General features: G+C 66.1%; 11 protein-coding genes and 1 tRNA gene. 2 read left to right on the forward strand and 10 right to left on the reverse strand.

The window, feature by feature from the left end; all coding sequences use genetic code 11:
• Nucleotides 1-106: 106 nt before the first annotated feature.
• Nucleotides 107-1,648 carry a lysine--tRNA ligase gene (lysS, locus tag H566_RS0120545; protein ID WP_028312910.1) on the forward strand — a complete coding sequence of 514 codons (1,542 nt, stop codon included), beginning with the start codon at nt 107-109 and terminating at the stop codon, nt 1,646-1,648.
• Between the two features lie 152 nt (nt 1,649-1,800).
• A tRNA-Asp gene (locus H566_RS0120550) sits at nt 1,801-1,877 on the forward strand.
• A gap of 819 nt (nt 1,878-2,696) precedes the next feature.
• Here H566_RS0120550 and iscX read toward each other — a convergent pair.
• From iscX to uvrB, 10 genes are all read right to left on the reverse strand, one after another.
• Nucleotides 2,697-2,891: a Fe-S cluster assembly protein IscX gene (iscX, locus tag H566_RS26750; protein WP_034412315.1), complete on the reverse strand. Its 195-nt coding sequence runs from the start codon at nt 2,889-2,891 to the stop codon at nt 2,697-2,699.
• 127 nt (nt 2,892-3,018) lie between these two features.
• A complete protein-coding gene (gene fdx, locus H566_RS0120560) occupies nt 3,019-3,357 on the reverse strand; it encodes an ISC system 2Fe-2S type ferredoxin (RefSeq protein WP_028312911.1) in 339 nt (112 codons plus the stop codon).
• Between the two features lie 12 nt (nt 3,358-3,369).
• The gene (gene hscA / locus H566_RS0120565) at nt 3,370-5,268 is read right to left on the reverse strand and encodes a Fe-S protein assembly chaperone HscA (RefSeq protein WP_028312912.1); all 1,899 of its coding nucleotides are present in this window, start codon (nt 5,266-5,268) and stop codon (nt 3,370-3,372) included.
• A gap of 124 nt (nt 5,269-5,392) precedes the next feature.
• Nucleotides 5,393-5,914, reverse strand: a complete 522-nt coding sequence (hscB, locus tag H566_RS0120570) for a Fe-S protein assembly co-chaperone HscB (RefSeq protein ID WP_028312913.1) — start codon at nt 5,912-5,914, stop codon at nt 5,393-5,395.
• A 113-nt stretch (nt 5,915-6,027) separates the two neighbouring features.
• Nucleotides 6,028-6,345, reverse strand: a complete 318-nt coding sequence (gene iscA, locus H566_RS0120575) for an iron-sulfur cluster assembly protein IscA (RefSeq protein WP_028312914.1) — start codon at nt 6,343-6,345, stop codon at nt 6,028-6,030.
• Between the two features lie 118 nt (nt 6,346-6,463).
• Nucleotides 6,464-6,883, reverse strand: a complete 420-nt coding sequence (gene iscU / locus H566_RS0120580; protein ID WP_028312915.1) for a Fe-S cluster assembly scaffold IscU — start codon at nt 6,881-6,883, stop codon at nt 6,464-6,466.
• Between the two features lie 14 nt (nt 6,884-6,897).
• A complete protein-coding gene (locus tag H566_RS0120585) occupies nt 6,898-8,115 on the reverse strand; it encodes an IscS subfamily cysteine desulfurase (RefSeq protein ID WP_034412317.1) in 1,218 nt (405 codons plus the stop codon).
• A 31-nt stretch (nt 8,116-8,146) separates the two neighbouring features.
• Complete coding sequence (locus H566_RS0120590; RefSeq protein ID WP_028312917.1) at nt 8,147-8,650, reverse strand: Fe-S cluster assembly transcription factor; 504 nt, start codon at nt 8,648-8,650, stop codon at nt 8,147-8,149.
• A 256-nt stretch (nt 8,651-8,906) separates the two neighbouring features.
• Nucleotides 8,907-9,392 (reverse strand): low molecular weight protein-tyrosine-phosphatase, encoded by a 486-nt coding sequence (locus H566_RS0120595; RefSeq protein WP_028312918.1) that lies wholly within the window; start codon nt 9,390-9,392, stop codon nt 8,907-8,909.
• A 239-nt stretch (nt 9,393-9,631) separates the two neighbouring features.
• Entirely contained in the window at nt 9,632-11,710 is a 2,079-nt protein-coding gene (uvrB, locus tag H566_RS0120600; RefSeq protein ID WP_028312919.1) for an excinuclease ABC subunit UvrB, read from the reverse strand.
• Between the last annotated feature and the right edge of the window lie 116 nt (nt 11,711-11,826).

An 11,826-nucleotide genomic window follows, 5' to 3' on the forward strand; every position in this document is an offset into this window, starting at 1 on the left:
ACCGCCACACTCCTAGTGAACTAGTTCACGCTTTTTGCCCTCCGGCCGAGCGTCACGGCCGAGCGTTCATACTCCCCACCCTTTCCAGCACCGCACGCACAACAACATGTCGGACACGCAAGCCCCCGCCGCCGCCCCGCAGGACGAGAACCAGCTCATCGCCGAGCGCCGCGAGAAGCTCGCCGCGCTGCGCGCCGCCGGCCCCGCCTTCCCCAATGATTTCAAGCCCTCGCACAAGGCCGCCGAGCTGCACGCGGCGCATGACGACAAGGAAGGCCCGGCGCTCGAAGCCGAGGCGGTGGAGGTGGCCGTCGCGGGCCGGCTGATGCTCAAGCGCGTGATGGGCAAGGCCAGCTTCGCGACCGTGCAGGACGGCTCGGTCGGCTTCGGTGGCAATGGCCGCCTGCAACTGTTCGTGAGCGACGACGGCGTCGGCCGCGAGGCTCACCAGGCCTTCAAGAAGTTCGACATCGGCGACATCGTTGCCGCGCGCGGCACGCTGTTCAAGACCAAGACCGGCGAGCTGTCGGTCAAGTGCTCGGAAATCCGCCTGCTCGCCAAGGCACTACGCCCGCTGCCCGACAAGTTCCACGGCCTCGCCGACCAGGAGATGAAGTACCGCCAGCGCTATGTCGATCTGATCATCGACGGCGAGACGCGTGGCACCTTCATCGCGCGCAGCAGGATCGTCGCGGCGATCCGCGCCTTCATGAACGGCAACGACTTCCTCGAAGTCGAGACGCCGATGCTCCACCCGATCCCGGGCGGCGCGGCGGCCAAGCCCTTCATCACGCATCACAACGCGCTCGACATGCAGATGTTCCTGCGCATCGCGCCGGAGCTTTACCTCAAGCGCCTGATCGTCGGCGGCTTCGAGCGCGTCTACGAGATCAACCGGAATTTCCGCAACGAGGGCGTGAGCGTTCGCCACAACCCCGAGTTCACGATGATGGAGTTCTACGCCGCGTACACCGACTACACGTGGCTGATGGACTTCACCGAGGAATGCATCCGCGCCGCCGCGATCGCCGCGCGCGGCACCGCGGTGCTCGAATACCAGGGCAAGCCGCTCGACCTGAGCCAGCCCTTCCAGCGCCTGACGATCACCGGCGCCATCCTCAAGTACGCACCGCACTACACGCCCGAGCAGCTCGACGACATCGCTTTCCTGCGCGCGGAACTCAAGAAGTTCGGCGTCGCGGTGGACAAGGCGCCGCTCGCCCAGGCCGGCCTCGGCGCACTGCAGCTCGCGCTGTTCGAGGAAACCGCCGAGAGCCAGCTCTGGGAGCCGACCTACATCATCGACTATCCCATAGAGGTGTCGCCGCTCGCGCGCGCGTCGGACACGCGCCCGGGCATCACCGAGCGATTCGAGCTGTTCGTCACGGGCCGCGAGATCGCCAACGGCTTCTCCGAGCTGAACGACGCCGAAGACCAGGCCGCGCGCTTTCAGGCTCAGGTTGCGGCCAAGGAAGCCGGTGACGACGAGGCGATGTATTACGACGCCGACTACATCCGCGCGCTGGAGCACGGCATGCCGCCGACCGGCGGCTGCGGCATCGGCATCGACCGCCTCGTGATGCTGCTGACCGACAGCCCGAGCATCCGCGACGTGCTGCTCTTCCCGCACATGCGCAAGGAAGGCTGACCGGGCCGCAAACGCGTGCGGCCGACGGAACGATCTGTCGATCACGGCCAACAGTTGTGACACGAATAACACGCAACTGTTGCCAACCTGATTCGATCCACATATAGTTGCGGTCTTCGCTGCTGACGCAAAGCGGCAGCGAAACGAATCAAGGAGTGGTAGTTCAGTTGGTCAGAATACCGGCCTGTCACGCCGGGGGTCGCGGGTTCGAGCCCCGTCCACTCCGCCAAATTGAAGGGCGAATCGTTCAGGCGATTCGCCCTTTTTTCTTTTCCGGGGGCCGGAAAGTTGTCGGACTTAGCCCCGGAAGCCGGACGATTTGCGGCAATGCAACTTCTCGTCTCTCCTGAAGGCATGACGACATCGTTCAGGACGTTCGCCACCCCGCGCTCGCAAGCATCGCGCTGATCACGGCGAGCACTGCCTCGATGGCAGACCTGCCGCTTGACACCGACGGTGCCACCACCGACGGGCGCTTCTTCGCACGCCTGCACTGCTGGTCCTCCGCGGGCGGTGTCGCAACCTGGCTGCGGCACGCCGTCCTCGGTGACTCGGTCTGGACCGACGCCGGCCCTGTTACCGATCCGGTCCGTCGCTGGCTTGCCCGTCCGGGCACCGATGGCCGCCCCGCCTGTCTCGTCGATCAGCTCTCCGGATTGGCTTGGGCAACGGGCGTGCCCACGGCCAGTGATCGCGCGAGCTGGGCCATCGCGACGGACGGCGCCGGCGATCGACACGACCGCATCTCCGTCGCAGACCACGCGGCAGCAGTGCGTGCCAGCCGCCCTTGCGGCCATGACGACTGGCACATGCCCAGCCGCGACGAACTGCTCACTCAGGCCGATTTCAGCCGCGAAGCCGATGCAGCGCGCCGGCGCTTCTGGGATCCGTTCCAGGCTGGAGCAGCCAGCTCTACGACAACGACGCCTCACATGACGCGGTCTGGATGGTCGATGCGGTGGTGGGCGAGCTCACGAACGCCGCGCCGACACACAAGGCGCGGGTGCGACTCGTGCGCGGCCGGTAACGAACCGGCCGCCGGCACGGCTCAATCCATCTCGTCGATCCAGGTCATCTGGATCGCCTCCAGGATCTTCTCGTTCGACTTCTCGGGGTCGTCGCTGAAGCCGTCCAGCTCGCAGATCCAGCGGTGGAGGTCGGTGAAGCGCACATAGCGCGGATCGACATCGCCGAACTTGTCGGCCAGCGCGATGGCGATGTCGCGGGTATCGGACCACTTCATGGCTCGGCTCCTGTTGCTGATGTCAGTCCGGCTTGCTGGCGCCGGCGTGGCGGATGACTGGTAGGTGGCTGCTGCGACGACGGTTCGCGCCGGCTTGGCCAGGGACACAGCCCCACCCGCCACGCCGTCAGTGATGCTCGCGCGCGTGGTTGATGGTGTAGCGCGGAATCTCGACGACCAGATCGACCTCGCCCACCTTCGCCTGGCAGCTCAGGCGCGATTGCGCCGTGAGGCCCCAGGCCTTGTCGAGCAGGTCTTCCTCGTTGTCGGTCGCCTCGTTCAGCGACGAGAAGCCCTCGCGCACGATCACATGGCAGGTGGTGCAGGCGCAGCTGAGCTCGCAGGCGTGCTCGATCTCGATTTCCTGGTCGAGCAGCGCGCGGCAGATGTTGACGCCGGGCTTGGCGACGAATTCGGCGCCTTCGGGGCAAAGCTCGGGATGGGGCAGGACCTTGATCTTGGGCATGACTTGGGGGGTTCAGGAAGAGAGTTCGTCGAGCGACTTGCCGGCGAGGGCGCGCTGGATGGAGCGGTTCATGCGGCGGGCGGCGAACTCGTCCGTGCCCTTGGCGAGCGCGTCGTTCGCGGCCTTGACCGCATTGGAATCGGTGGCGGTGGTGGCGGTGTCGCGCAGCGCGGCGACGAGGGCATCGACCTGCGCACGCTCGGCGGCATTCAGCAGATCGCCGTCGGCGGCGAGCGCGACGGCGGTCGCATCGAGCATGCGTTCGGCCTCGACCTGCTGCTCGCGCAGCATGCGGGCCTGGGCGTCGGCGCCGGCCGAACTCATGCTCTCGGCCAGCATGCGGGCGATGTCGTCATCGCTCAGGCCGTAGCTCGGCTTGACGGTGATCGACGCGTTCACGCCCGAGATCGTCTCGCGCGCGCTCACGTCGAGCAGGCCGTCGGCATCGACCTGGAAGGTCACGCGGATGCGCGCGACGCCGGCCGCCATCGGCGGGATGCCGCGCAGATCGAAGCGCGCGAGGCTGCGGCAGTCGGCCACCAGTTCGCGCTCGCCCTGCACCACATGGATGGCGATGGCGCCCTGCCCGTCCCGGCTCGTGGTGAATTCCTGAGCCCGCGCGACGGGAATGGTGCTGTTGCGCGGGATGATCTTCTCGGCCAGGCCTCCGAGCGTCTCGATGCCGAGCGACAGCGGGATCACGTCGAGCAGCAACCAGTCGTCGGCGTCGGCCGCGCGGTTGCCGGCGAGCTTGTCGGCCTGGATCGCGGCGCCGATCGCGACCACCTTGTCGGGGTCGATCTCGACGTGCGGCGGCTTGCCGAAGAACTGCTCGACCGCCGCGCGCACATGCGGCATGCGGGTCGCGCCGCCCACCATCACCACCTCGCGCACCTCGTCGGTGGCGACGCCCGCGTCGCGCAACGCGGCGCGCGCGGCGTTGAGCGTCTTCTTGACCAGATGCTGGGTGAGCGTGGCGAAGGTCTCGGCGGTGATCGTGACGTTGATCCAGCGCGACCGGCCGGCCGGATCGTTGACGGGCGGGCCGACCTTGGCCTGGATGGTCGCGGTCGGATTGCTGGTGAGCGCCTCCTTGGCGGCGCGCGCCTTGGCCAGCAGCAGGCTGGTGTCGGCCTCGCTCAGCAGCGACAGGCCGGCCTGCTCCAGCACCCAGCAGAACAGGCGGTGGTCGAAATCGTCGCCGCCGAGCGCCGAATCGCCGCCCGTCGCGAGCACCTCGAACACGCCCTTCGACAGCCGCAGCACCGACACGTCGAAGGTGCCGCCGCCGAGGTCGTAGATCGCGTAGATGCCCTCGGCCGCATTGTCGAGGCCATAGGCGATGGCCGCCGCCGTCGGCTCGTTGAGCAGGCGCAGCACCTCCAGCCCGGCGAGCCGCGCCGCGTCCTTCGTGGCCTGGCGCTGGGCGTCGTCAAAGTACGCCGGCACCGTGATGACCGCGCCCACCAGATCGCCGCCCAGCGCATCCTCGGCGCGCTGGCGCAGCTTGGCGAGGATCTGCGCCGAGGTCTCGACCGGCGACTTCACGCCCTGCACGGTGCGGATCTGCACCATGCCCGGCGCATCGACGAACTGGTAAGGCAGGTTCTCGATGTGCGGGATGTCGGCCTGGCCGCGCCCCATGAAGCGCTTGACCGAGACGATCGTATTGCGCGGATCGGTCGAGCGCGCGTCGAGCGCCGGCTTGCCGATCACCACGTCGCCGCCCGGCAGGTAGCGCACCACCGACGGCAGCAGCGCGCGGCCCTCCTCGTCGGCGATCACCTCGGCTACCGACGACTTCACGGTCGCGACGAGGGAATTGGTGGTCCCGAGGTCGATGCCCACCGCCAGCCGATGCTGGTGCGGTGCGGTCGCCATGCCGGGTTCGGCGATTTGGAGCAGAGCCATGGTGTGTGTTGCGGATTCGTGGGAGCGCGGGGTCTGCCCGCCGGGACCGACGGGCGCGGCAGCGCCATGCTGCCGCCATCAGGCCACGGGCCGCCGCGCTCCGCGCGGCCAGCGGCGACGACGATCAGGCGTCGAGCGCCTCGACCGCGTTGGCGACTTCCTCGCCGAACTTCTCGATGAACATGAGCTGGCGCACATGGCGCGCGGCGGCGGCGAAATCCTTCTGCTCGTCGATGAGCTTGCCGATGGTGGCCAGCTCGGCGGCGCGCGCCTTCTTGAGCTCGCCTTCGAGCTTGAGCAGCGCCGGCTCGCTGGCCGCGCCCTTCGCGTCGTCGAGCGCGTCACGCCAGTCCATCTGCTGCATCAGGAAGGCCGGCGCCATCGCCGTGTTGGTCTCGATCTGGAGATCGACACCGTTGAGTTCGCACAGGTAGCGCGCGCGCTTGAGCGGCGCCTTGAGCGCCTGGTAGGCCTCGTTGGCCAGCGTCGCCCATTGCATCGCCACGCGGCGCTCGGTCTCGCCCGCATGCGCGAACTTGTCGGGATGGACCTCGCCCTGCACGCGCCGGTAGGCGCTGTCGAGCGCGGCCGAATCGAGCGCGAAGCCGACGGGCAGGCCGAAGAGTTCGAAATAGTTTTGGTTCATTGCCTGCTCCCTGTGCCCCGGTCGGCGGAGGGGGTTCCGACCGTCGCAAAAAAGGCGGCCCGCAAGCCGCCTGCTTTCAAGGCTCCCGGCGCCGGGCGCGCCGTCAGGCGCGATCAGACGCGGAAGGACTCACCGCAGCCGCATTCGTCGCGCATGTTCGGGTTCTGGAACTTGAACCCTTCGTTGAGGCCTTCGCGCACGAAGTCGAGTTCGGTGCCGTCGATATACACCAGGCTCTTCGGATCGACGAATACCTTCACGCCATGGCTCTCATAGCTGACGTCTTCCGGCCTCGGCTCATCGACGTATTCGAGCATGTAGGCCATGCCCGAGCAGCCCGTCGTGCGCACGCCGAAGCGCAGACCCAGCCCCTTGCCGCGCCGCGCCAGATAGCGCGTGACGTGGGCGGCGGCGCGCTCGGTGAGCGTCACGCCCTTGGCGCTCGCGACGATCTCGTCGACCTTGGCGGCGCTGGCCTCGAAGCTCGCCTGCGCGGCGGCCTGGGCATCGATGTCGGGATGGCAGACGCTGTCTTCCATGGCGGCTCTTTCAGTTGGCGGGCGTGCAGATGGCGGCTTCGGTCTGGCTGGCGCCGTGGCGCTGCTTGTAGTCGGCGACGGCGGCCTTGATCGCATCCTCGGCGAGGATCGAGCAGTGGATCTTCACCGGCGGCAGCGCCAGCTCCTCGGCGATCTGCGTGTTCTTGATCGACAGCGCCTCGTCCAGCGTCTTGCCCTTGACCCACTCGGTCACAAGCGAGCTGGAAGCGATGGCCGAGCCGCAGCCGTAGGTCTTGAACTTGGCGTCCTCGATCACGCCGGACTCGTTCACCTTGATCTGCAGGCGCATCACGTCGCCGCAGGCGGGCGCGCCCACCATGCCGGTGCCGACCGAGTCGTCGGCCTTGTCGAAGGTGCCGACGTTGCGCGGGTTTTCGTAGTGCTCAACAACCTTGTCGCTGTATGCCATGTTGGTTCTCCTGCTTAGTGCGCTGCCCACTGGATGGTGCTGAGGTCGATGCCTTCCTTGTGCATCTCCCACAGCGGCGAGAGTTCGCGCAGCTTGGCGACCTTCTCGCGCACCAGCGCGACGGCGTGATCGATCTCTTCCACCTTGGTGAAGCGACCGATCGTGAATCGGATCGAGCTGTGCGCCAGCTCGTCGCTGCGGCCGAGGGCGCGCAGCACATAGGACGGCTCGAGGCTGGCCGAAGTGCAGGCCGAACCCGACGACACCGCCAGATCCTTGAGCGCCATGATCAGCGACTCGCCCTCGACGAAGTTGAAGCTCGCATTGAGGTTGTGCGGCACGCGGTGCGAGAGGTCGCCGTTGACGTACACCTCCTCCAGCGTGACGAGGCCGGCGAGCAGGCGGTCGCGCAGGCCGCGCACGCGCTCCATCTCGCTGCCCATTTCCTCGCGGGCGAGGCGGAAGGCTTCGCCCATGCCGACGATCTGGTGCGTCGCGAGCGTGCCCGAGCGCATGCCGCGCTCATGGCCACCGCCATGCATCTGCGCCTCGATGCGCACGCGCGGCTTGCGGCGCACGTACAGCGCGCCGATGCCCTTCGGGCCGTAGGTCTTGTGCGCGGTGAAGGTGGCCAGATCGACCTTGAGCTTGCCTAGATCGATCTCGACCTTGCCGGTCGCCTGCGCCGCGTCGGTGTGGAAGACGATGCCGCGCTCGCGACACAGCTCGCCGATCGTGGCGATGTCCTGGATCACGCCGATCTCGTTGTTCACGAGCATGACCGACACCAGGATCGTGTCCTTGCGCATCGCGGCGACGAGCTTGTTCAGGTCGAGCAGGCCGTTCTCTTCCACCGGCAGATAGGTGACTTCGAAACCCTTGCGCTCAAGCTCGCGGCAGGTGTCGAGCACCGCCTTGTGCTCGGTCTGCACGGTGATGATGTGCTTGCCCTTGTCCTTGTAGAACTCGGCCGCGCCCTTGATGGCGAGGTTGTTCGACTCAGTCGCGCCCGAGGTCCAGACGATCTCGCGCGGATCGGCACCGATCAGCGCGCCCACGTCGGCACGCGCTTTCTCGACCGCCTCCTCCGCGCGCCAGCCGTAGGCGTGGCTGCGCGACGCCGGATTGCCCCAGTCTTCGGACAGGTAGGGAATCATGCGTTCGACCACACGCGGATCGACCGGCGTGGTCGCCGAGTAGTCCATGTAGATCGGAAGGTGGAGGCTGCTCATGGTGATGTGCTTGTGTTTGTGGGATTGCGGGTCAGGCCGTCGCGGTCTGGCTGCCGGCGCTCATCACCGGCTTGCCCTGGATGACGGTCAGGCTGCCGCCTTCCTGGATCATGCGGGCGCGCTGCTGTTCGACAAGGTCGCCGAGCGAAACCGAGTCGAGGTACTCGACCATCTTGGCGTTGAGCGTCGACCACAGCTCGTGCGTCATGCAGCGGTTGCCGTCAGGCTGGCCGCCCGAGCCGCAATGCTCGCGACCGCCGCAGCCGGTGGCATCCAGCGGCTCGTCCACCGCGTAGATGATGTCCGCCACGGTGATGTCCTTCATCTGCCGACCGAGGCTGTAGCCGCCACCCGGGCCGCGCGTCGATTCGACGATCTCGTGCCGGCGCAGCTTGCCGAACAGCTGCTCCAGGTAGGACAGCGAGATGTTCTGGCGCGAAGAGATCGCCGCCAGCGTCACCGGGCCGCCTTCATGGCGCAGGCCGAGGTCGATCATGGCGGTGACGGCAAAACGGCCTTTGGTAGTCAGTCTCATGTGTATGTCCGCTGGGAATCGCGCGACTGACGATGGGTGGACCATCGCCGCTGCGTCGCACCGGTCGGGAAAACAAACTTAACCCGACTTGTTTGCTCAAGTATAAGGAAGGGGAAGCGCCCGGTCAAACCCGTTGAAGACAGCAAACGGGGGAGCCATGAAGCACAAAGCCCGCAACATGGCGGGCTTTGTGAATGCGGACGGCAATCTGGATCAAGGACCGGAGATACCCGAGGGAATCTCCCGGGGATAAGGCTCAGGCGGCGTACTGGAGCGCGCGCTTGCGCACGACATCGACAAGCCCGTGGCAGGCGTCGGATACGTAGGAGATGACGCGCTCGAAGCCGTCAGCCCCGCCGTAGTAGGGATCGGGGACAGTCGCCTCTTCGTTGTCGGTGGCAAAACGCATCATGAGCATGAGCTTGTGTGCGTACTGCTTGGGAGCGACATGCTGAAGCGCCGCGAGATTTTCCCAGTCCATCGCAAGGATGAGATCGAAATCTCGGAAGTCCTCCTTCGTGATCTGGCGCGCGCGCAGCATCGACAGGTCGACCGAATGCTTGCGAGCAGCAGCCTGGGCACGCGGATCGGGCGCTTCACCGACGTGATAGGCGTGGGTGCCGGCCGAATCGATTCTCACGAGATGCTCAAGATTGGCCTCCTGAATCATCGCCCGGAAGATGCCTTCTGCCGTGGGGGAACGGCAGATGTTGCCCATGCAAACGAAAAGAACCTTGGTCATGACTCGACTTTCAGGGCTTGACTGACCCTGCGCTAACCAAATTAGGGAAGAGCGGCGGATTGTAGCGGCGCGATGCCCAAAGATTAAGCACTTTTTGTGAGGCTTTGTTCTCAGATCGCGCAGGAATCAATACAAGTCATTGATTTCAAATGACTTTGTAGGCACCAAAATGGTGCGATTGCGCATCATGAACAGAAATCCTTCTGCCGAATCAGGCGTGAGAAATGCGCTTGAAAACTTCACGCCCTTGCGCCCTGTGCGCCACTGGCACCGAACACCTGCTCTTTCAGAGCCGCGAGCTGATCCCGATATCGCGCGGCCTTTTCGAATTCGAGATTGCGGGCGTGCTCGATCATCAGCTTTTCGAGCCGCTTGATTTCCTTCGACAGATCGCGCTCGGGAAGTTCTTCATATCGCGGCTTTTCCTTCGACTTGCCACGTCCGGGCGAGGCGTCGTGGTCGTACACGCCGTCGATGAGTTCGCGCACTTCCTTGCGCACGCTGCGCGGAGTGATGCCCATCGCCTCGTTGTGCGCGATCTGCTTGGCGCGGCGGCGCTCGGTCTCGCCGATCGCGCGCTTCATCGATTCGGTCATCACGTCGGCATAGAGGATGGCCGTTCCGTTGAGGTTGCGCGCCGCGCGGCCGATGGTCTGCACCAGCGAGCGCTCGGCTCGCAGGAAGCCTTCCTTGTCCGCATCGAGGATTGCGACGAGCGACACCTCCGGAATGTCCAGCCCCTCGCGCAGCAGGTTGATGCCGACCAGCACGTCGAAAGTGCCGAGCCGCAGGTCGCGGATGATTTCCACCCGCTCGACCGTGTCGATGTCGGAGTGGAGGTAGCGCACCTTCACGTCGTGCTCGCTCAGGTATTCGGTGAGCTGCTCGGCCATGCGCTTGGTAAGCGTGGTGACGAGCACCCGGTCGCCGGCACCGACGCGCTCGCGGATCTCGCCGAGCAGGTCGTCCACCTGGGTGGACGCGGGCCGCACATGGATGACCGGATCGAGCAGCCCGGTCGGCCGCACGACCTGCTCGACGATGCTGCCGCCGCTGTTCTTCTCGTAATCGCCCGGCGTGGCCGACACGAACACGACCTGGCGCATCTTCTTCTCGAACTCGGGGAACTTGAGCGGCCGGTTGTCGAGCGCGCTCGGCAGGCGAAAGCCGTAATCGACCAGCGTCTGCTTGCGCGCGCGGTCGCCGTTGTACATGCCGTTGAGCTGGCCGATCAGCACATGCGACTCGTCGAGGAACATGAGCGCGTCGGACGGCAGGTAATCCACCAGCGTCGCGGGCGGCTCACCGGGCGCGGCGCCGCTCAGATGGCGCGTGTAGTTCTCGATGCCCTTGCAATGGCCGATCTCGGTGAGCATCTCGATGTCGAAGCGGGTGCGCTGCTCGATGCGCTGCGCCTCGACGAGCTTGCCGTCGGCGTAGAACTGCTCCAGCCGTTCCTTGAGTTCGGCCTTGATCGTCTCGATCGCGCGCAGCACGGTCGCGCGCGGCGTCACGTAGTGCGACGACGGATAGATCGTGAAGCGCGGGATTTTCTGCCGCACCTGGCCGGTGAGCGGGTCGAACAGCTGGAGCGAGTCGATTTCGTCATCGAACAGCTCGATGCGCACCGCCAGCTCGGCATGCTCGGCTGGGAAGACGTCGATCGTGTCGCCGCGCACGCGGAAGGTTCCGCGCGCAAATTCCGCCTCGTTGCGCTTGTACTGCATGCCGATCAGGCGCTGGATCACGTTGCGCTGACCGATGCGGTCGTTCACGCGCAGGCTCAGCACCATCTGGTGATAGTCGCCCGGGTTGCCGATGCCGTAGATGGCCGACACGGTCGCCACGATCACCACGTCACGCCGCTCGAGCAGGCTCTTGGTCGCCGACAGCCGCATCTGCTCGATGTGCTCGTTGATCGAGCTGTCCTTCTCGATGTAGAGGTCGCGCTGCGGGACGTAGGCCTCGGGCTGGTAGTAGTCGTAGTAGCTGACGAAGTACTCGACCGCGTTGCGCGGGAAGAACTCGCGGAACTCGCTGTAGAGCTGGGCCGCGAGCGTCTTGTTGGGCGCGAACACGATGGCCGGCCGCCCGAGCCGCGCGATGGTGTTGGCCATCGTGTAGGTCTTGCCCGAGCCAGTCACGCCCAGCAGGGTCTGGAACACCTCGCCGCTCTCGACGTTCTCGACCAGGCCGGCGATGGCCGTGGGCTGGTCGCCCGCCGGCGGATAGGGCTGGTAGAGCCTGAAGGGCGAACCTTCAAACGAAATGAACTTCGATTCATCGAGGCCGGCATCGGCTTCGGAGGGCTTGCTCATCGTCGGTATCTCCGCCGGATGTCGGCGCGGGCCGCAAGCCCGCCCGACACCCTGCGCTAAACTTCGCGCCCGGCCCTGCGGGGCCAGACCAATCGACCATTGTACGAACCGCCCCG

Source organism: Derxia gummosa DSM 723, from assembly GCF_000482785.1.
Taxonomy (GTDB): Bacteria; Pseudomonadota; Gammaproteobacteria; order Burkholderiales; family Burkholderiaceae_E; genus Derxia; species Derxia gummosa.